Origin of the sequence: Paenibacillus sp. FSL M8-0212 (assembly GCF_038004645.1) — a bacterium.
Classification (GTDB): Bacteria; Bacillota; Bacilli; order Paenibacillales; family Paenibacillaceae; genus Paenibacillus.
Window position 1 is genome coordinate 5557961 of sequence record NZ_JBBORP010000001.1, and the last position, 21405, is coordinate 5579365.

The following is a 21405-nucleotide window of genomic DNA, read 5'->3' on the forward strand; positions in this document are numbered from 1 at the left end:
TGGATGGGAGGGAATCAGAGATGAGCAGCGGACAAGAGACCATATCCATTGAAACAAGGGAAGTCACGAAGACTTATGGTGAGCGAGCCGCCGTTGATCAAGTAACACTCCAAGTGAAAAAGGGTGAATTCGTTTCCTTACTTGGTCCGAGTGGCTGTGGCAAAACAACACTGCTGCGCATGCTTGGCGGACTTGAGCAACCGGACAAGGGCACCATTATGCTGGGAGGCCGGGATGTTACCGGCATTCCGGCCTATGGACGCAACAGTAATATGATTTTTCAGCAGCTTGCGCTGTTCCCTCATATGGATGTATTCAACAACATTGCCTATGGACTAAAGGTGAAGAAGTTACCAAAAGCCGATATCCAACGGCAGGTAGGTGAAATGCTTGATCTGGTCCAGCTCGGAGACTATGGCAGGCGTGCGGTATCCGAGCTGTCCGGGGGGCAGGCTCAACGCGTCGCCATTGCTCGCGCACTGATCAACAGACCGGAAGTGCTGCTGCTTGACGAACCTCTCTCTGCATTGGACATGCAACTGCGTCTCGATATGCAGCGAGAACTGAAACGCATCCAGCGCGAATTCGGCGGAACGTTTATCTTTGTAACGCATGATCAGAGCGAAGCCATGAATATGTCTGACCGAATTGGCGTCATGCGTGCCGGAAAGCTGCTGCAATACGCAACCCCTGATGAAATCTATGAAAGACCGGCCGATAGCTTCGTGGCCAAGTTTATTGGAGATACCAATCTCTTTGAGACGGAAGTGTTGGGACATGATGTGAATGGAATTCGGGTGGAATGCTTCGGCAAGCCATTACTGGTGAAAGTCAGTGATGGAAATGCTGTACCGAAAGCGGGAGCACGACATTCCTTATCGATCCGTAATGAGTATATACGACTTGGAGAAGATGCAACTCACTGCCTGAACAAGCTGGATGGACATGTGATTGAAGCGGTGTATGGCGGAGCAAATATTCGATACAGTGTGCAGATTGCTGAGGGTTTTCTAGTTCAGGCCAGTATGCTGCATCAGCGGGGAGCTTCACGTTACAGTCCAGGTGAGCCAATACAAATCGGCTTTGACCCAGAGGACGCGCTCTTGTTATCCGAACCCATTGATGACCGTGTACAGGGGGCAAGAATATGAACCGGATCGCGGAACGGATCGTGAATCTGTATTCCTTTGGAAACCGCACATGGGTAACCCGGTTACTGCTTCTGTTGCCTGCGCTTGCTCTGATGGGCATCGTGTATCTGGGCGGGTTGATGATCTTTGGCAGATATAGCTTTGATATGTATGAGAATGGAAAGCTTATTCGGGGTTGGGATTTAGGAGCTTATCGTGCTTTTCTGGCTGACCCTTATTATTGGAAGCTGATTGGCACAACGTTTCGCATTGCCTTCAAGGTTACGTTATGGAGTCTTCTTCTTGCATATCCGCTGGCCTATTGCATTGCGGGTCTAAAGAAGCCTGGCATGAAACAGTTGTTGTTGCTGCTTACGTTTCTTCCGCTACTGGTCAGTGCAGTTGTGCGTTCTTACGGATGGCAGCTGTTGCTGTCCAAACAAGGCTTCATGAACTGGTTGTTCATCCGGTTGGGGCTTACCGAGGAAGGATTCAGCATGATATACAACGAGACAGGTGTTGTTGTGGCCCTTGTCCATATTTTCTTGCCATTTATGGTCTTCCCGATCCTGAATGTACTGTCCCAAAGTGACGCTTCCTTAAAGGCAGCTGCTCAGGATCTGGGGGCGGGCAGCTGGAGAACATTCCTGACCATTACCCTGCCTTTATCGGCAAGAGGTATTGCAAGCGGAGTACAGATTGTGTTCACGTTATGCCTCACCGCATTCACCACACCTCAACTGATCGGTGGGGGAAGAGTCATGACACTTCCGGTGTTTATATATCAGCGTACTTTGGATACCAACTGGCCGATGGCTGCGGTTGCCAGCCTGTTTTTACTTGTGTCTTCCATTGTTGTCTCGTTGCTTGTGAATAAAGGAGCAGAAACGTTGATGTTCCGTCGTTCCCGTAAGGGGGGTCAGGCTTATGGTTAAATCAAACAGGGGCACCAAGCTGTTGCTCTATATCTTTGTGGGTGCCGTAGCGATTTATTTGCTGCTGCCACTGCTGATGATTATGTTGACATCTGTAGGCTCAGGTTCAGCCAGCAAATTCCCGCCAGAAGGTCTGACCTTGAAGTGGTATGCCAATCTGAGTGAGCAGACCCAGTTTCTCGATGCATTCAAGAACAGCCTCATTGCTTCTACAGGGGCGGTTCTGCTGGCTTTGATTACAGGTACGCTTGCTGCGCTAGCAATCGTGCAATACCCTTTCCCGGGCTCTGGTATCTTAAGGGCATTTTTTGTATCTCCGATGGTTATGCCGAAAATTACGCTGGGTATCGCTTACCTGATTTTATTCTCGAAAATGCATATTGCAGGCGGACTGTTTGCACTTATTTTGGGTGAAGCGGTCATTGTGCTGCCATTTGTGCTCACTATTGTGGGCAGTGCGTTAGCTAATCTGCACCCGGCTCATCGGGAAGCTGCCGCGGACCTTGGCGCAGGGCCGATGCGCATTTTTTTCACAATTACGCTGCCACAGCTCCGACTATCCCTGCTTCTGTCAGGGTCAATCGCTTTTGTCTTCACTTTCGATCAGGTTGAGGCTGCACTGCTGTTGCTCCGTCAGGACAGCTACACGCTGCCAATACAGCTATTCCTGTATATGGAGAAATGGCAGGACCCAACGATAGCCGTGGTGTCTGTTGTATTGATCGCGTTTGCGCTGGCTCTGTTTATGACGATTAAACTAGTGCTGCGCTCTGTACCAGGACTTGAAAGTTTGTTTGGTCGCAGGAAAATAAAAGGAGGTCTGGATCAAAATGAATAATTCACAGCATCTATCCCATAGCTCAGGTCTGAACCGGGACCGGGCGGAAGAAGTGATGAAAACTAAGGGGCTAAGCGCCCTGATCGCAACTACTCCGGAGAACATTCACTATGTCATCGGGTCCCAGCTGCGTGCAAGCAACTGGACCATGCAGATTTATGCGGTTCTGCCTGCCGACAGATCTGCTAAGCCGTGTATCATCATTCCAACGAATCGGTTGGGCGTTGTGGCCCAGTTCGGTATTACGGGGGTAGATATATTTGCCTACAGTGATTTCTTCGTGGAAGGTTCAATTGAAGGCAAACCTTCCACTGACGACATTGATCTCTTTTATTCTCTCCTGCAAACGACGGTTATTCATCCAGGTCCTGTTGAAGCACTCAAGGCAGCGTTAAAACAGCTTGAGATCGAAGATCAGCCGATTGGAATCGATGAGATGCGGATCGCTCCCAATATTCTGACGAGAATCAAGGAGGAGGTTCCTGACAGACGGGTAATTCCTGCATATAAGTTGTTCCGAGAAATCCGTCTGGTCAAGACACCTTTTGAAATCGAGCAACTGCGTCAGGCTGCCCAATTAAATGAACGGATTGAGCAGGAGCTAATTGACCTGATTGCCGCAGGTGTTCATGAGAAGCAACTTGCGGATCATTATCGTCTGGCTGTGATGCGAGCAGGTGGAACTCCAGCAATGACAGCGGTAGGGGCAGGGCCACGCAGTGCGTTGCCACTCATTGAAAATTATTTTCATACGATTGAGACCGGAGATCAGATCCGTTTCGATCTTTGCCTACAGCTGGAAGGTTACTGGGGAGATACGGGCCGCACGGTTGTTGCAGGGGAGCCTACCGCCTGGATGAAAAAGCATTTTGATGCAGTCAAAAGTGGATGGGAGACGGCACTTGAAACGGTGCGCCCTGGCGTCAGGGCGTCGGAAGTATTTCATGCGGCAGTATCTCGCGTACAGCGTGAGGGGATTCCGCATTACCGACGTCAGCATGTCGGACATGCCATCGGGTTGGAACTGTACGACGATATGACCCTTTCCCCGGGGGACCAGCGGATACTGGAGCCCGGTATGGTGTTATGTGTTGAGGTACCATATTACGAGCTAGGTGCTGGTGGATTCCAAATCGAAGATACAATTGTTGTAACGCCAGATGGTTATGAGTTTCTGACCCATATGGAGCGGAAACTGTTCACTAAATAACGATAAATGGAAGGCTTCACTGACCGGCGATCAGGCCACAGTCGATCCAAGAAGCTTTCTTACTGAGAAAGTTGGAACATCCATGATTCAGCAGGGAACTAAGACGTTTCGTAACATTAGCCTTGCACTGTTCGCCGGAGGTTTTGTCACTTTTGCTTTGCTCTACAGTCTGCAACCCCTTATGCCTGACATTAGCGATACATTTTCCATTACACCGGCACACGCCAGTCTTACGTTATCGGTAACAACGATCGCCATGGCACTGACGATGCTGTTCATCGGGTCTTTGTCTGATTCTGTGGGCAGACGTTTTATTATGACAGCGGCGCTGGTGATATCTTCTGTGATTGCTTTGCTGAGTGCGTTCAGCCCGGGATATACGGAACTTCTTCTGCTTCGTATTCTTCAGGGGGTGGCACTCGCAGGGTTGCCAGCGATAGCCATGACATATCTGTCAGAGGAAATTGAACCTAGAAGTCTTGGTTATGCCATGGGCCTATATATCAGCGGCAATTCGATAGGAGGCATGGCCGGCCGTTTCATCAGCGGTGTGGTTACAGATTGGTTCAGTTGGCGCGCTGCTGTGGGTTTCATTGGTATTCTTGGACTGTGTGCTGCCGTTATTTTTTGGCTTGTCATCCCGCCATCCCGTCATTTTGTCAAAGCTGCACCCGGATTCAAAAATCCAATACCTCTTTTGTGGTCACAATGTCGCAATCCAAGGCTGTTATGCCTGTATGGACTCGGTTTTCTCCTGATGGGGGGATTCGTGACCCTGTTCAACTATATCGGTTTTGAATTAACGGGAGAACCCTATCATCTTAGCCAGTCCATCGTTGGGAGTCTTTTTGTGGTGTATCTGATGGGTACAGTGAGCAGTACCTGGATGGGCAGGCTTGCCGATCGTTACGGTAGATCACATGTGCTTGGAATCGCGCTGGGCATTATTCTGGCGGGTGCAGTCTGTACCGTTCATCCAGCGCTTTGGGTCAAAATTATCGGACTTGCCCTGTTTGCCTTTGGTTTCTTTGGCGGTCATTCCATCGCAAGCAGCTGGGTGGGACTCGTGGCTAATCAGCACAAATCCCAGGCCAATGCGTTGTATTTATTTTTCTACTATCTTGGTTCAAGCGTAAGTGGAACAGGAGGTGGACTGCTTTACAGTCATCTAGGATGGATAGGCATTGTGGGGATGATCGGTGTATATGTTTTGATCGGTTTTGTCTTGTCTAATTTGCTTGTTCACAGGTTGAAGGGACAGGCTACATAAATCAACTTTTTCCGACAGCTATTGCATATCCTGAAATACCGAGTATAATACTTGGTAAATAGACGAAAAGGGGATGCAATAAACGATGAAAACACATGCTGAATTGAACTCACTTCTTGTTGACGATTATCTGGATCTCCTGAACATTGCGAAACAGCTAGGTGATGACGAATGGAAAGATGCTATTCTGCAAGCATTGAAGGAAGAAGTCGATGCGAATCATCATCTGGATTCCAAAGAGGTAAGACAGGATTTATGGATTCAATTTGAAGGCATTAATGAACAAATGCATGATCTGTTAATGCAATTGAAACATGCCGACAGTCCTGAGGAGAAAGAGCAGATTATTGAAATGATCTGGGGATTGAAAGTAGACCGTCATGCGATCACACGTAAACTTGAAACCATGAGCCGTGCCAGCGCTGGACATCAATAAGCTCTAGGTTGATTATACATTGAAAACCCGCGTGTTTCCTGGGATTATCCCCAAGGTCGCACGCGGGTTTTATTTTTGCTCTAATTTAATTGTTTACTACACTGCTAATGATGCCACTAGGCATCATTCGTAATCAAAAGCGGACTTTTTGAACTACCTCTCTTAAAACTGTTTTGCGAAAGTGCGTGCTTGCTCTATAGCCTGTTGCTTGATCTCATCCGCTCGATCTTTATACTGGTTATGCCCCTCAACAAAAATGCCATCAAGCTTCGGCACGCCAAGGAAAGACATGATAATACTCAGATAACGATGACCGGATTCCATCTGAGCCGCTGGGCCTTCGGAATAAATGCCACCGCGAGCCTGAATATGCAACGCTTTTTTGTCGGACAACAGTCCAACAGGACCTTGTTCGGTATAACGAAATGTTTTGCCAGCTACGCAGATCGAGTCGACATAAGCCTTCAGAATTGGAGGGAACGAGAAGTTCCACATCGGGGTTACAAAAACATATTTATCTGCTGAGGCAAATTGATCCGACAGTTCATTCAAACGGCTAACTTTGGTCTGTTCTTCGGCAGTCAGATCACTACCTGATTGCAGTTTGCCCCAACCACTGAAGACATCCGCGTCGATATGCGGAATATCCGAACGATACAGATCGAGGTGAACAACCTCATCAGAAGGGTGACTTTCACGATAAGCATCAATAAATGCTTTGCCCGTAGCCATGCTGAAGGAGGTTTCATGATCATGAGGATGGGCAGTAATATACAATAAGGTAGACATACAATTCTTCCTCTCTGTGCGATTATGGGGTGAAGCATTCTTGGCAATGATGAAGCGACCGCAGTAGTATGCATCATTTCCCCCGTTTTATACGTCAGAAAGGCATATGAATGGATTGATCATGATACTGAATTGGATGCTATATGGTGACCAGATACTCAATCCATGTATAATATACAGGACGAGTATTTATTTTCCAAAGACAATAGGATGAGTGAGATGAGCGCACATGGGAATGGACCTGGAGAAGCAACGATTAAGCATTGAAGCAGCGAAATTGTATTATCAGTCCGATTATAGCCAGCAGGATATTGCCGCAAGGCTGGGCGTGTCGCGTCCAACGGTGTCAAGATTACTTCAGTACGCCAAAGATCGTGGATACGTCCGGATTGAAATTATGGACCCGCTGGAGGATATCGACATCATTGCCGGAGAACTTAAGTCGAAATATGATCTGGATACGGCACTTGTGTGTTTTGCCCCGTTGAAGAGTGATGAGGAAATACAGAAGCATATCAGCAAACGAGCAGCAGACTACCTTCAAGAGACGGTTCAGGATGCGGATATCATCGGGGTGACTTGGGGAACAACCATGCATGCTGTAGCACGCCAACTTCGTCCCAAGCAGGTTAAAGGTGTCGAAGTCGTGCAATTGAAGGGGGGCGTAAGCCACTCCCATGTCAATACGTATGCCGCTGAGATTGTTCATTTGTTCGCTGAGGCATTCCATACGGTACCAAGGTATTTGCCACTGCCCGTTATTTTCGACAACATTGAAGTAAAGAACATGGTGGAAGCCGATCGGCATATTGGCAGAATCGTAGAGCTTGGCAGACAGGCCAACATTGCTTTGTTTACCGTGGGTACTGTGAAGGAAGATGCGTTACTGTTCAGGCTCGGTTACTTCAATGAAGAAGAGCAACAATTGCTGATGAACTCCGGTGCAGGTGACATTTGTTCACGCTTTTTCGACGCGGAAGGTCAGTTGATCAGTGAAGAGATTAACAGCAGAACCGTTGGAATTGATCTAGCCGAGTTGAGAAATAAGGAAAAATCAATTCTTGTTGCCGGGGGACAACGCAAAATTGAAGCCATTCACGCCGCGCTTAAAGGTCATTATGCCAATATTCTGGTTACGGATCAGTACACAGCACAGGCATTACTGCGATTCTAATTTCAAATGGATATGGATGACAACATCTGCCACGCAAAAAGGGCGGATGTTTTGCTTTGTTAGGCAGAAAATAGAACGAAGCAAGAACTGTAATTTGAATCGTGAACAAAAGTTCAAGTTGCTTTTTACATATGTTCATGTTAGTGTAAGTGTATAGAAAATAACTAGTTCAGATAAGGGAGAGATTCAATTGACTACACCACAATTAGCTAAAATGATCGACCATACGTTGCTTCGTGCGGACGCAACGCAAAGTGAAATGGCCAAGTTAACCGAAGAAGCAAAGCAATATCAGTTTGCTTCCGTATGTGTTAACCCAGACTGGGTTGCTTATGCTGCTGAGCAGTTGCAGGGTTCTGGCGTAGATATCTGCACCGTTATTGGTTTCCCTCTGGGAGCATCTACATCGGAGACAAAAGCTTTCGAAACGAAAGATGCGATTGCTAAGGGTGCAACTGAAGTCGATATGGTCATCAACATCAGTGCTTTAAAAGATGGCAAAGATGATTTCGTTGAACAAGATATTCGTGCTGTTGTTGAAGCGGCTGCGGGTAAAGCTTTGGTGAAAGTTATTATTGAAACTTGTCTGTTGACGGATGAAGAAAAAGTACGTGCTTGTCAGGCAGCTGTGCGTGCTGGAGCTGATTTTGTTAAAACTTCTACAGGCTTCTCCACAGGTGGAGCAACGCCAGAAGATATCGCTTTGATGCGTCGTACTGTAGGTCCTGATGTTGGCGTTAAAGCTTCTGGTGGCGTACGTAGCCTGGAAGATATGCAGAAAATGATCGAAGCGGGTGCAACTCGGATCGGTGCAAGCTCTGGCGTGAAGATTATGCAGGGTAGTCAGTCTACATCTTCTTATTAAGCAAAAGCATCTTATCAAGAAAAAGCTTAATAAATAAAAGTAATGTTATATTCTCTGTACTTGGACGTTCGACTCAGGTACAGGGAATACAACTTACACTTATATTTTAATTAACGGAACTTATTGTAAGCGCTTCATAAGTTTTCTGAAAGATTACTGATAAGAATGCTTAAGAACCCTTTGAGCTGAATTTCCACATCCGGCTTAACTACCTTCAAAGGAGAGATCAAATGAAATTTCTAATTGCCCTTCTTGGTTTACTCGTTGTTTTTGGACTGGCTTATATCGCAAGCAACGGTAAAAAGAAGATTCGTTACCGACCACTGGTCGTTATGGTTGTTTTACAAGTGATCCTGGCGTATGCCTTGCTGAATACAGGAGTCGGGACATGGTTGATTGGCGGCTTCGCGTCCGTATTTAAAAGTTTGCTTGATTATGCGAATGAAGGAATTGCGTTTGTATTTGGTGATTTGACTACCGTAGGTGCAGATACCGTGGGGACACCATTTTTCCTTAGCGTATTGATGCCGATTGTTGTCATCTCTGCACTCATTGGGATATTGCAGTATATCCGAATCTTACCTTTTGTTATAAAATATATTGGTCTGGTATTAAGCAAAATCAACGGAATGGGCAAACTGGAATCATATAACGCGGTTGCTTCGGCTGTATTGGGGCAATCTGAAGTGTTCATTTCTGTGAAAAAACAAATTGGGTTGTTGCCAAAACATCGGCTGTACACCTTGTGTGCTTCGGCGATGTCCACGGTATCGATGTCGATTGTCGGTGCCTATATGTCCATGATTGATCCGAAATATGTGGTTACGGCACTTGTGCTGAACCTGTTTGGCGGTTTTATCATTGCTTCCATTGTGAATCCTTATGAGGTTACAGAGGAAGAAGATATATTGGAAGTACAGGAAGAGGAGAAACAGTCCTTCTTCGAAATGCTCGGCGAATACATTCTTGATGGATTCAAAGTTGCCATCATCGTGGCTGCGATGTTAATCGGTTTTGTTGCCTTGATTGCACTTGTTAACGGAATTTTCAGCGCGGTGCTTGGCATTTCGTTCCAGGAGCTGCTTGGTTATGTGTTTGCACCATTAGCCTTTATTATGGGTGTTCCTTGGAAGGAAGCGATTCAGGCGGGAAGTATTATGGCAACCAAAATGGTATCCAACGAATTTGTTGCCATGCTTGCTCTAGCGAAGGAGACCTTATTGTCTGCCAGAACAACAGGGATCGTATCCGTCTTCCTCGTATCGTTCGCTAACTTCTCTTCCATCGGTATCATTGCCGGTGCGGTGAAGGGACTTCATGAGAAACAAGGTAATGTGGTAGCCCGCTTCGGTCTGAAACTGCTTTACGGTGCATCGCTTGTCAGTGTATTGTCAGCGATCATCGCCGGACTGTTCTTGTAAACCGGATTATTGGAAGGAGTGCTTAGGTTATGTCAACATTCAAAAGAGTACATCTGATTGTTATGGATTCTGTAGGGATCGGCGAAGCGCCGGATGCAGCAGAATTTGATGATTTTGATGTAGATACCTTCGGTCACATTGCACATGAACGCGGAGGTCTGAAAATGCCTCACATGGCCAGTCTCGGACTGTCCAACATCAAAGAAATCGAGGGTGTCCCTGTAGCGGATGCACCTAAAGCGTATTACACCAAGATGCAGGAAGCATCCAGAGGCAAAGACACAATGACAGGTCACTGGGAGCTGATGGGTCTTTACATCGATACACCTTTCCGTGTGTTCGAGAATGGTTTTCCCGATGAGTTGATTCAGCGCATTGAAGAGAAAACGGGCCGCAAAGTAATTGGTAACAAACCGGCCAGCGGCACGGAAATTCTGGATGAGCTGGGTGCAGAGCATGTTGAAACAGGCGCGCTCATCGTGTACACATCCGCGGATTCGGTTCTGCAAATTGCAGCACATGAGGACGTTGTCCCGTTGAAGGAACTGTATGAAATCTGTGAGTTCTGCCGTGAAATTACACTTGAAGATCCGTACATGCTGGGCCGCATTATTGCACGTCCATTTGTAGGTGAAGCGGGTAACTGGAAACGTACTGCAAATCGTCATGACTATGCACTCAAACCTTTTGGTCGTACGGTTATGAATGAACTGCAAGATGGTGGATTTGATGTGATTGCCTTGGGTAAAATCGCAGATATCTATGATGGAGAAGGTGTGACCAAGGCTGTTCGTACCGTCTCCAACATGGATGGTATGGACAAGTTGTCCGAAACGATGGATGAAGAGTTCACTGGACTCAGCTTCCTGAACCTGGTTGATTTTGATGCCCTGTACGGTCACCGTCGTGATCCGCAAGGTTATGCTCAGGCACTTGAAGACTATGATGCAAGACTGCCAGAGATTTTTGCCAAAATGACCAATGATGACCTGTTGCTGATCACAGCTGACCATGGTAACGATCCAACATACCGAGGTACAGACCACACGCGTGAATATGTACCACTGCTTGCCTACTCTCCGCGCTTCAGCGAAGGCAAAAAGCTTGAGCTGCGTAGCACATTTGCTGACCTTGGTGCAACCGTAGCCGAGAACTTTGGAGTGAAAATGCCGGAACATGGCACCAGCTTCCTGAAGGATTTGAAATAAGTTCTTTTTGAAAACGGGATAGGGGATGTCGGAGTAGCTGTGGCTGCTCCGCTCCTTCCATCATAATAGACTAAATGTATAACTGGAGGAGATTCATTCATGAGTACACATATTGGAGCAAAACCCGGAGATATCGCAGAAACTATTCTATTGCCAGGAGACCCATTGCGCGCGAAGTATATTGCAGATACTTACCTTGAAGATGTTGTATGTTACAACGAGGTTCGTGGAATGCTCGGTTACACAGGTACATATCAAGGACACCGGATTTCGGTGCAAGGTTCAGGGATGGGTATTCCGTCCTTCGCAATCTATGCCAACGAATTGATCAGCGAATATGGCGTAAAAAACCTGATTCGTGTAGGTACTTGTGGCGGTATGCAGGAGCATGTACGTGTACGTGACGTCATCCTTGCACAAGCAGCATGTACAGATTCCAGCATGAACAAACACGTATTCGGTGGATATGACTTCTCACCAATCGCTACGTTCTCCCTGCTGAAAGAAGCATATGACCGTGCAACAGCTAAAGGCATGAAGATTCACGTCGGTAACGTATTCAGCTCCGATTCTTTCTATCGCGATGACCGTTCAGTAACTGAGAAATTGATGAAACACGGCGTACTGGGCGTAGAGATGGAAACAACAGCACTGTACACCATCGCTGCCAAGTTTGGTGTTAACGCATTGACCATCCTGACGGTAAGTGACCACTTGCTGACAGGCGAAGAAACATCTGCCGAAGAGCGTCAAAAAACGTTCAACAACATGATGGTAGTTGCCCTGGACACAGCAATCACACTGTAATTGAAGGAACAGGAATCGATCCTGAAGAAGCGAAGCGTTCGCCTTTGTCTCCGAGTTTTCTCCATTACAAAATGGATCAAAAAAACTTGGAGACAACAGCGATCGAAGGAACGATCCGGAGCCGTAACGAACTAACAACAAAATGTTGTATAAGATGACAACAGATGTTCTTGTATTTTATATACAATAATCAAATGATTTTAATCGAAACTTTTGTTTGAAGCACGGAGTGAAGGAACCGGAATCGATTCTGAAGAAGCGGAGCGTTCGCCTTTGTCTCCGAGTTTTCTCCATTGCAAAATGGATCAAAAAAACTTGGAGACAACAGCGATCAAAGGAACGATCCGGAGCCGGAACGAATTAACATCAAAATGTTGTATAAGATGACAACAGATGTTGTTGTATTTTATATACAATAATCATTTGATTTTAATCGAAACTTTTGTTTGAAGCACGGAGTGAAGGAACCGGAATCGATTCTGAAGAAGCGTTAGCGTTCGCCTTTGTCTCCGAGTTTTCTCCATTGCCAAATGGATCAAAAAAACTTGGAGACAACAGCGATCGAAAGAACGATCCGGAGCCGTAACGTTCCCAGTACAAAGTGTTCTATACAAATCATTTACCCGAGGAGAGATCATCATGAGAATGGTAGACATTATTGCCAAGAAACGCGACGGAAAAGAACTGACAACAGCTGAGATTGATTTTGTTGTTCAAGGATACACACAAGGAGAGATCCCGGACTATCAAGTCAGCGCTTGGGCGATGGCGGTATTCTTCAAAGATATGACAGACAAGGAACGCGCCGATCTGACGATGTCGATGGTGAATTCCGGTGAGACGATCGACCTGTCCGCTATTGAAGGCATCAAAGTAGACAAGCACTCCACGGGAGGAGTGGGCGATACAACAACACTGGTACTGGCTCCGCTTGTTGCTGCGCTGGATGTACCTGTTGCCAAAATGTCCGGACGTGGACTTGGTCACACGGGTGGTACAACAGACAAGCTGGAATCCGTTGCTGGTTTCCACGTAGAGCTTGAAAAAGAAGAGTTCATTCGTCTCGTAAACGAACATAAGGTTGCAGTTATCGGACAAAGTGGTAACCTAACGCCTGCAGACAAAAAGCTCTATGCACTGCGTGACGTAACAGCTACCGTTAACTCCATCCCACTGATCGCCAGCTCCATCATGAGTAAGAAAATTGCAGCAGGTGCTGATGCAATCGTATTGGATGTTAAAACGGGTGCTGGTGCATTCATGAAAACAACGGAAGATGCTAAAGAGTTGGCACATGCCATGGTAAGCATCGGTAACAATGTTGGCCGTAAAACGATGGCTGTTATCTCCGATATGTCCCAACCACTGGGTCTGGCGATTGGTAACGCACTTGAAGTGAAAGAAGCCATCCTCACCCTGCAAGGTAAAGGTCCAAAAGATCTGGAAGAACTGTGTCTGGCACTTGGACGTCAGATGGTATTCCTTGCTGGCAAGGCAGATTCCTTGGAGCACGCTGAGGAGAAATTGAAAGAAGTGATCCAGAACGGTAAAGCACTGGAGAAATTCAAAGATTTCCTGGCAAACCAAGGCGGAGACGCTTCGGTTGTGGATCATCCAGATCGTTTGCCACAAGCACAATATTTGGTTGAAGTGCCAGCAGACAAAGACGGCTATGTTGCCGGAATCGTCGCTGACGAAATCGGAACTGCAGCAATGCTGCTCGGCGCAGGCCGTGCAACAAAAGAGTCCGAGATCGATCTCGCGGTTGGTCTGATGCTGAACAAAAAAGTCGGTGACCCAGTCAAAGCTGGTGAGTCCCTAGTGACAATCCATGCCAATCGTGAAGACGTAGCAGACGTCATTGCGAAGATCAAAGAAAACATTACGATTGCAGATCATGCCGATGCTCCTGTATTGGTTCATGATATCGTAACGGAGTAATACAATCAGAGCAGGCTTGATGGAATCTCATATCTGACTGAACATGAAAGCCCCAAAGCAATGTAATCCATCGCTTTGGGGCTTTTTGTCGTTGAGGTGCAAGTTGTTACTACTACTAGCAACTACTGTCTCTTTATTTTCTCATACGCCATCACTGAGTCCGCATTGGTATAAATATAAGGCGTGGATGGCTCAGCTACACGTGTCACCTTTGTTGCCCGAATTTCAATCGTATCCTTACCATTCACCTGTGCTGAGCCGATGCTACCATCGATTTGCACCCAGCTATCTGTAGGAAAGCTATCCGCTTCTGGAATGTGAATCATCACGCCAAAGGGAGCCGCATCCGCGGGGCAACACATGACGAGAAATCGTCCCAGTGCAAAATGTGATTCATGATCCATGCTTTTGTCCCGATAAACGAACCCGGTTAAAGAGATATCTTTGCCTGCAAATTGTCGCTGGAACATATCGATCGTACCGAGGGTTTCAGAGAAAATTTCAGGATAGACTCGAATGACCTGTTCTGCATACAACTTCTCCGCCAGTTCAGCGAATTCGCGGCTATACTCGTCTGGTGGTATGAACTGTATTTTGGTGGCCGATGCAGGCTGCACAGCCGTTGATTGTTGTGTGAGATCCTGTACATTCAATTGCGTTGCCGGATCAGGTAAAGGCTCTTTCCGACGAATCTCGGGAGGGGCATAAGTGAGAGACATGCCTTTCTGACTGGCCATAGAGCTGCCGAGAGCCCGATCAGGTAACAGAAATCCCAGCAACAAGGGTATGGCAATCAGACCATATACCATTGAACTGCGAAGGAACCCTGAGGGCGGTGGATGCTCACAGTCGCAATGAACCTCATTTCTACCGAACAATCCATGCCAGGCCATGATAACAGCAATAAACAATAAGGGAACAGGACAGCATAGTAGCAGTTTTTGCATGGTAGGAGCCAAATAATAATGAAGTGAATCACTCGAATTCAACTGAATAATGTACACCGCTAGCCCGCCGATCCATACCGCACGGATTAAGTTATGCCATTGGATGACGTGTGATCTTGGAACAGGAGATTTTGTCATCGTATAGCTAGAGTGGTTCATATCATCACCTCATCTCTATTCAGGGTCAGGATGAAAGTTCATGTGATTAATTATTCAGGTCATAAAGTATGTTGCTCAACCATTATACCAGCAGATTAATCAACCACGATCCGGCGAAGACGAGCGTAATAATGGCTAGACTTAGCCCAATAACAAACCGGGTACGGAAGGTGGAGAGCAACATGAGCGTGCTTTTGAAATCCAACATTGGACCAAGCACAAGGAAGGATACCAGCGGCCCAAGTGCAAACGTATGTGAGAACGCAGAAGCCACAAAAGCATCGGACGTGGAGCAGAGAGACAGTACATAAGCAAAGCCCATCATGAACACGTAGGAGGCGACAGGCCCATTGCCAAGTGAGATCAGATCGCTGCGGCTAATGAATGTTTGGATGCAGGCTGTAATCAAGGCACCGATCACCAGATATTTGCTCATATCGACAAATTCGTCTCCGGCATGAATGAAGAAGCTGCGCCAGTTTTTTACATGGTTGTGGTCATGAGCATTTGCATGTGCATGAGGTTGCGCCATTTTAAACCCAGGATGTGTCTTAACCTCTGTCACTGCGACTTTTGGCAACCGAAGGGGATTTCGACGAACAAACACATACACGAGCATACCTATGGAAGCTGCTACGGCAAAGGCCAATCCCATGCGGGCAATGGTAATCTCAGGATGGGAGGGAAAGGCAAGCAAGGTTGCTGTGAACACGATTGGATTGACTACGGGACCACTTAAGATGAACGTAACTGCGATATAGGCTGGCATGCCTTTGTGCATCAACCTTCTCACTACCGGGATCATTCCACATTCACAGATGGGGAAAATAATACCGAGTAGCCCTGCGACCAGCACACCGCCGATCGGATTCTTGGGCGTTAGTCTGCGGACCATTTCTTCGGATACGAACCACTGCATGAGCGAGGACAACAGCACACCCATGAGCAGAAAAGGTGCGGCTTCAAGGAAAATACCTATGAATACGGTTTTCATATTTTGCAAAGCTTCACTGTTCCATGCTTCCTTCAAGTCAGGAGCCATTGTGATCAACACGGGAACAAGAAATGCACAAGGGATCAAGAAGGACAGGAGCTTCAGATTGGCTGCCATTTTCATGAAACAGACCTCCACAACTAGGACTTTGCTAAAATATATGCTTGTACGTGTAGCAACATACATCATTCCTGTGTTCTAATCAACATTTTTACGATTAATCAAGATTTTTCATCATATTAGAGTTGACAATCCAAAGAAAACTGCGGTATAGTTCGGATTGATCATGTTTAATAGTAATAATTACGATTAAATTTACAACTTTAACAGAGTGGAGGAAGCAGAAATGTCAGATCAACAGGTTCAACAGCGGGTTCCAGTAACCGTACTTAGTGGATATTTGGGTGCAGGCAAAACGACACTGCTCAATCATGTGCTTCATAACCGCGAGGGAATGCGGGTTGCTGTCATCGTCAACGATCTGAGTGAGGTTAACATTGATGCAGGTTTAATACGAGACGGTGGAGGCCTATCACGCATTGATGAGAAGCTGGTAGAGATGTCCAATGGTTGCATCTGCTGCACGTTGCGGGAGGATCTGCTGAAAGAAGTCGAGCGGCTGGCGTTGGATGGTTCTTTTGACTACATATTGATTGAATCCACGGGTATTGGTGAGCCGGTGCCTGTTGCGCAGACGTTTACGTATATCGATGAGGAACTTGGCATTGATTTGACGAAATTCACTCGTCTCGACACAATGGTTACAGTTGTTGATGCTGCCCAGTTCTGGCGTGATTTTTATTCCAAAGAAACACTGAAGGATCGTGGTCAGGAAGCGGGGGAGGACGATGTTCGAGGAATCGTTCATCTGCTGACGGATCAGGTGGAATTCTGTGATGTGCTGATTCTTAACAAATGTGATCTGGTGTCGGAGGAAGAACTTTCGAAGCTTGAAAAGGCACTACACGCTATGCAGCCGGAAGCCAAGCTCATTCGCACGATACATGGGCAGATTGATCCAAGAGAGATATTGAACACAGGACGTTTTGATTTTGAAAAAGCAAGCCAGTCCGCGGGTTGGATCCGCGAATTAATGAAAGAAGAACATACTCCGGAGACTGAAGAATATGGAATTCATTCATTTGTCTATCATCGTAAACGTCCATTCCACCCGGAACGCTTGCTGCGTTGGATTGGGAAATATCCAGATAGTATTGTGCGATCCAAAGGTCTGATGTGGCTGGCAACAAGGAACCATATGGCGATCTCTTTCAGTCATGCAGGCACATCAAAGCAGCTTGCGCCAGCAGGAATATGGGTAGGTGCGATGAGTGAGGAGGAAAGGCAACTTCATTTTGACGATACGCTGCCAAGCATACCGGACTGGGATGATGAGTGGGGTGACCGGGTAACCAAATTAGTATTCATCGGCATTGACATGGACCGGGCGGAGATTGAACGTACATTGGATGAGACCCTTCTTACGGAGGAAGAGATGTTGATCAACTGGCGTGAACTGAAAGATCCTTTTCCGGCGTGGAGTTGACAAAAGAAAAGCTATAGACTAATATCATTAAATAGTAATAATTACGATTAAATAAGAGGAGGCAACAACCATGAGAGTCATTGTAACTTTAGCCTGCACCGAGTGCGGGGACCGCAACTATACAACAACCAAGAACAAACGTAACCATCCTGAGAGACTTGAGATGAAGAAGTACTCCCCGCGTTTGAAGAAAATGACGATCCACCGGGAAACCAGATAAAATTTTTTTGTTATTTTTAAATCGTAATATTTACGAAAAGAGGGGAAGGTATGATACTATCCTCCATGCGTGATGTTGTATTTGGATATGGCAAAGAGCCGGTCATTGATCAACTGTCGCTGGATATCCATGTGGGAGAGTTCATAGGCATCACAGGTCCCAATGGTTCTGCCAAAACGACCCTGTTAAAGCTGCTGCTAGGGCTATTGAAGCCCTGGAGCGGCACGATACATATGAACCCGCAGTTGAAACGTGGGAACAAGTCCAATATCGGTTATGTGCCCCAGCAGGTGGCATCGTTTAATAGTGGATTTCCCAGTACGGTGAATGAACTGGTCCGGTCCGGATGTTACACCAGGCTGGGATTATTCCGCAGATTCACAGCAGAGCAGGATGCCATCGTTGAACGCAGTTTGCGGGAAGTTGGCATGTGGGAATATCGGGATACACGCGTTGGTGAGCTGTCTGGCGGACAGAAGCAACGGATCTGTATTGCAAGAGCTATGGCTGGGCAACCGCAGGTTCTGGTACTGGATGAGCCAACAACGGGAATGGACCGCCACAGCCGTGAAGGATTTTACAATCTGATGCGCCACTATGTTGATGCTCATGGGATAACGATTATTATGGTTACTCATGGACTGGAAGAAATGGGGAATCGATTGGATCGAACGATTACTTTGGAGCGGCAAGAAAGTGAGGAATGGCAGTGTTTGAGTACGAATTCATGCAACGTGCCTTCTGGGCAGGTGGACTGATTGGAGTCATCGCTCCAATTCTCGGGGTCTATCTGATGCTCAGGCGGCAGGTACTAATGGCAGACACGTTATCCCATGTCTCACTCGCAGGGGTTGCGCTCGGTTCGGTCATGAATCTTAACCCGGTAATCTGCGGATTCGCCATTGCAATTATCGGTGCATTACTGGTTGAACAACTGCGGCGAAGTTACCGAACCTACAGCGAGGTACCTGTGGCAATCATCATGACTTCGGGGCTGGCTCTTGCTGTAGTGTTGATGAGTCTCAAAACCAATCTATCCAAAACATTCAGTTCATACTTATTCGGATCTATTGTCGCGGTTAGCGATATACAGTTGTGGATGATGGCAGGAGTATGTGTCATAGGTTTACTTTTTTTCATCCTGCTCCGAAGACCGTTATATAGCCTTACCTTTGATGAAGAGACAGCTTCCATTGGAGGCGTTCAAGTGAGAGGTTTATCGTTTGCATTTGCCATTCTGACAGGAATGACTGTAGCTTCAGCCATGCCGATCGTCGGTGTGTTGCTGGTTTCTGCTCTCATTGTATTGCCTGCTGCCTTGGCACTAAGAGTGTCTCGCAGGTTTACAGCAGCGATTATTGTCGCGGTAATTACAGGATTAATTGGTATTTTTAGCGGACTCACAACTTCTTACCATCTAAATACACCACCGGGAGGAACAATTGCACTTATCCTGTTGGTCATCCTATTGACTGGAATATCAGCGCAAAAGCTGATTGCACGATATAACCGCAAGCGTCATCGCAAAGAAACGAAACCACAGCACGTCATTCTGGTCAACCATTCTAGGAGGAATACATCACATGAAATTCAGTAAAAAAGCTACGCTCGGATTGTTGTTTAGTCTTACACTTATCGTCGCAGGCTGCGGACAAAAATCCGCTTCTGATGCAAATACAGCTTCGACAGGCACTTCCGTTCCAGTCGAGACGAAAACGGCAAAATTAAACGTGCAGGTCAGCTTCTACCCGATGTATGAGTTCAGCAAAAATGTGGCAGGTGATCTGGCCGATGTGCATACACTCGTTCCAGCAGGAATGGAGCCTCATGATTGGGAGCCCACACCACAAGATATTGCAAGCATTGAAAAAGCGGATGTGCTTGTTTACAATGGTGCGGGTATGGAATCATGGATTGATCAGGTCACCGGAAGTCTGAGCAATGCTTCACTCATTCAGGTGGAAGCGAGCAAAGGAATTAACCTGCTTGAAGGTGGAGAGCATGATCACCATCATGAAGATTCAGAGGCAACAGAACATGACCACGATCATTCAGATGAAGCAACTGCTGAAGAACACGACCACGATCATTACACCGAGTCAGAAGCAGGACATGATCACGAGCACGGCGGACTCGATCCCCATGTATGGCTGTCACCTGCATTGGCTGTAAAGGAAGTGCGCAATATTGAAGCAGGACTGGCGCAGGCCGCCCCGGAACATGCTGAACAGTTTAAGCAGAATGCAGATGCTTACATTGCTCAACTGGAGTCACTGGATCAGGACTTCAAAGCGGCTGTGACGGAGAGCAAACGCAAAGATTTCATCACACAACACGCTGCATTTGGCTACCTTGCCAAGGAATATGGATTGCAGCAGGTACCCATCGCAGGATTGTCTCCTGAGCAAGAACCTTCAGCAGCGCAGATGGCATCGGTCATTGATTTTGCAAAAGAGCATCAGGTGAAGACGATTTTCTTCGAAACACTGGTTTCATCCAAAGTGTCTGAGACGATTGCAAGTGAAGTGGGGGCCAAGACGGCTGTATTAAACCCGATTGAGGGACTCACCGAGGAAGAGATCGCGGCGGGAATGGACTACATTAGCGTGATGAGACAGAATCTGGAGGCACTGAAACTGGCGCTGAACGAATAATTAAAGATCGATTTGATGCCTTTCACCGAAAAAGGTACAATAATACAACATGCTGAGGAATGGATCGCCATTCCTTTGCCTTTTTGCGAAGCAGAGAGCACAGGGATGTGCTCTCTCTTTGTTGAATAAGGTGACCGGATCGAGGAGAACAGGAGGACGCGCTAGATGAATTTAAATGAAGAACATGAAGTGCTGTTAAGTGAACAGCCTGCCCATCTGTGGAGACGGCGCAAGCTGGAGCTGATGCACTGGACGGAACGTGACAAACATACGGTATCCGCGAAAAAAACAGAGATTTGGAATGGTGTTGAAGTTGATGCCGAGCTTGTGAAAGCATTATCCATACTTCAGAGTGCGGGCGTGAGGACGGAATTTTCATGTGCAGGGGTGAGTCCACTTGATGAACCTGTTGATCATTCCCTTTATGCTTATGTTACCCTGATACAAAGTGAGGTTGCAGATCAATTCGTGCACTATGCTCTCCGTCGGATGCGGAACCGACTGCTCGTTACGCTAGAGGCCGAAAAGGGCCGCTATGATCTATCTTCTTTTTTCATTGGACACAATCGGAGCTTCTGCTGGTGGATGGAGCACTGTGCCTTACAGTTCGGAAGCCGAAACGAATCGAGTGAAAAAAGCGTAGTATAAGTGCGTGTTCAAAAAGATCGGTTTTCAGTACCAAGAAGATGGAATGAAGCTAGAAATGGAGTAGCGGAGCGTAGGAAACTACGTGAGCAACGGACATTTCGGCTGAATGCCATATTCGACGCTGATGATGCCTTTAGGCATCCTTCGTAATCAAAAGCGGACTTTTTGAACAACCTCTATAAAGGATAGGCTTGTTTACTTGAAAGTAAAGGA

General features: G+C 46.8%; 21 protein-coding genes. 18 read left to right on the plus strand and 3 right to left on the minus strand.

Annotated elements, in window-relative coordinates:
• Positions 1 to 20 precede the first annotated feature (20 nt).
• The 6 genes from MKX68_RS24500 (at position 21) to MKX68_RS24525 (ending at position 5819) form a co-directional block, all read left to right on the plus strand.
• Positions 21 to 1151 (plus strand): ABC transporter ATP-binding protein, encoded by a 1131-nt coding sequence (locus MKX68_RS24500; protein ID WP_340914358.1) that lies wholly within the window; start codon positions 21 to 23, stop codon positions 1149 to 1151.
• Positions 1148 to 2065, plus strand: a complete 918-nt coding sequence (locus MKX68_RS24505; RefSeq protein ID WP_340914359.1) for an ABC transporter permease — start codon at positions 1148 to 1150, stop codon at positions 2063 to 2065. The genes MKX68_RS24500 and MKX68_RS24505 overlap by 4 nt, the downstream gene beginning before the upstream one ends.
• Positions 2058 to 2903, plus strand: a complete 846-nt coding sequence (locus MKX68_RS24510; RefSeq protein WP_340914360.1) for an ABC transporter permease — start codon at positions 2058 to 2060, stop codon at positions 2901 to 2903. Before MKX68_RS24505 ends, MKX68_RS24510 begins: the two co-directional genes overlap by 8 nt.
• Positions 2896 to 4113, plus strand: coding sequence for a Xaa-Pro peptidase family protein (locus MKX68_RS24515; RefSeq protein WP_340914361.1), 1218 nt, complete (start codon positions 2896 to 2898; stop codon positions 4111 to 4113). The genes MKX68_RS24510 and MKX68_RS24515 overlap by 8 nt, the downstream gene beginning before the upstream one ends.
• Positions 4114 to 4195: 82 nt before the next feature.
• Positions 4196 to 5383: an MFS transporter gene (locus tag MKX68_RS24520; RefSeq protein WP_340914362.1), complete on the plus strand. Its 1188-nt coding sequence runs from the start codon at positions 4196 to 4198 to the stop codon at positions 5381 to 5383.
• Between the two features lie 85 nt (positions 5384 to 5468).
• Positions 5469 to 5819: a hypothetical protein gene (locus MKX68_RS24525; protein ID WP_036613800.1), complete on the plus strand. Its 351-nt coding sequence runs from the start codon at positions 5469 to 5471 to the stop codon at positions 5817 to 5819.
• A gap of 162 nt (positions 5820 to 5981) precedes the next feature.
• Here the strand turns inward: MKX68_RS24525 and MKX68_RS24530 are convergent, their stop codons facing one another.
• On the minus strand, positions 5982 to 6608 hold the full coding sequence (locus MKX68_RS24530) for an FMN-dependent NADH-azoreductase (protein WP_036613802.1): 627 nt from the start codon (positions 6606 to 6608) through the stop codon (positions 5982 to 5984).
• Positions 6609 to 6843: 235 nt separating this feature from the next.
• Between MKX68_RS24530 and MKX68_RS24535 the strand changes: the two genes are divergently transcribed.
• From MKX68_RS24535 to MKX68_RS24560, 6 genes are all read left to right on the plus strand, one after another.
• Positions 6844 to 7782, plus strand: coding sequence for a sugar-binding transcriptional regulator (locus MKX68_RS24535; RefSeq protein ID WP_062836066.1), 939 nt, complete (start codon positions 6844 to 6846; stop codon positions 7780 to 7782).
• A 214-nt stretch (positions 7783 to 7996) separates the two neighbouring features.
• Positions 7997 to 8647: a deoxyribose-phosphate aldolase gene (deoC, locus tag MKX68_RS24540; RefSeq protein ID WP_340915495.1), complete on the plus strand. Its 651-nt coding sequence runs from the start codon at positions 7997 to 7999 to the stop codon at positions 8645 to 8647.
• Positions 8648 to 8877: 230 nt separating this feature from the next.
• Entirely contained in the window at positions 8878 to 10068 is a 1191-nt protein-coding gene (locus MKX68_RS24545) for a NupC/NupG family nucleoside CNT transporter (protein ID WP_315935721.1), read from the plus strand.
• Between the two features lie 29 nt (positions 10069 to 10097).
• The gene (deoB, locus tag MKX68_RS24550) at positions 10098 to 11276 is read left to right on the plus strand and encodes a phosphopentomutase (protein WP_340914363.1); all 1179 of its coding nucleotides are present in this window, start codon (positions 10098 to 10100) and stop codon (positions 11274 to 11276) included.
• A gap of 99 nt (positions 11277 to 11375) precedes the next feature.
• A complete protein-coding gene (gene deoD / locus MKX68_RS24555) occupies positions 11376 to 12083 on the plus strand; it encodes a purine-nucleoside phosphorylase (RefSeq protein ID WP_340914364.1) in 708 nt (235 codons plus the stop codon).
• Positions 12084 to 12722: 639 nt separating this feature from the next.
• On the plus strand, positions 12723 to 14024 hold the full coding sequence (locus MKX68_RS24560; protein WP_036613808.1) for a pyrimidine-nucleoside phosphorylase: 1302 nt from the start codon (positions 12723 to 12725) through the stop codon (positions 14022 to 14024).
• Positions 14025 to 14146: 122 nt separating this feature from the next.
• Here MKX68_RS24560 and MKX68_RS24565 read toward each other — a convergent pair whose 3' ends face one another.
• Positions 14147 to 15109, minus strand: coding sequence for a TIGR03943 family putative permease subunit (locus tag MKX68_RS24565; protein WP_340914365.1), 963 nt, complete (start codon positions 15107 to 15109; stop codon positions 14147 to 14149).
• 103 nt (positions 15110 to 15212) lie between these two features.
• Complete coding sequence (locus MKX68_RS24570; RefSeq protein WP_340914366.1) at positions 15213 to 16247, minus strand: permease; 1035 nt, start codon at positions 16245 to 16247, stop codon at positions 15213 to 15215.
• A gap of 223 nt (positions 16248 to 16470) precedes the next feature.
• On the opposite strand from MKX68_RS24570, the gene MKX68_RS24575 reads away from it, so the two are divergent.
• The 6 genes from MKX68_RS24575 to MKX68_RS24600 all read left to right on the plus strand — a co-directional run bounded on the left by MKX68_RS24575 (position 16471) and on the right by MKX68_RS24600 (position 21192).
• Positions 16471 to 17670: a GTP-binding protein gene (locus MKX68_RS24575; protein ID WP_340914367.1), complete on the plus strand. Its 1200-nt coding sequence runs from the start codon at positions 16471 to 16473 to the stop codon at positions 17668 to 17670.
• A gap of 70 nt (positions 17671 to 17740) precedes the next feature.
• The gene (gene rpmG, locus MKX68_RS24580) at positions 17741 to 17890 is read left to right on the plus strand and encodes a 50S ribosomal protein L33 (protein WP_036613813.1); all 150 of its coding nucleotides are present in this window, start codon (positions 17741 to 17743) and stop codon (positions 17888 to 17890) included.
• Between the two features lie 50 nt (positions 17891 to 17940).
• Complete coding sequence (locus MKX68_RS24585) at positions 17941 to 18648, plus strand: metal ABC transporter ATP-binding protein (RefSeq protein WP_340914368.1); 708 nt, start codon at positions 17941 to 17943, stop codon at positions 18646 to 18648.
• On the plus strand, positions 18594 to 19487 hold the full coding sequence (locus tag MKX68_RS24590; protein WP_340914370.1) for a metal ABC transporter permease: 894 nt from the start codon (positions 18594 to 18596) through the stop codon (positions 19485 to 19487). Before MKX68_RS24585 ends, MKX68_RS24590 begins: the two co-directional genes overlap by 55 nt.
• The gene (locus MKX68_RS24595) at positions 19474 to 20544 is read left to right on the plus strand and encodes a metal ABC transporter substrate-binding protein (protein ID WP_340914371.1); all 1071 of its coding nucleotides are present in this window, start codon (positions 19474 to 19476) and stop codon (positions 20542 to 20544) included. Before MKX68_RS24590 ends, MKX68_RS24595 begins: the two co-directional genes overlap by 14 nt.
• Before the next feature lie 165 nt (positions 20545 to 20709).
• Positions 20710 to 21192, plus strand: coding sequence for a hypothetical protein (locus tag MKX68_RS24600; protein WP_036673725.1), 483 nt, complete (start codon positions 20710 to 20712; stop codon positions 21190 to 21192).
• Positions 21193 to 21405 lie beyond the last annotated feature (213 nt).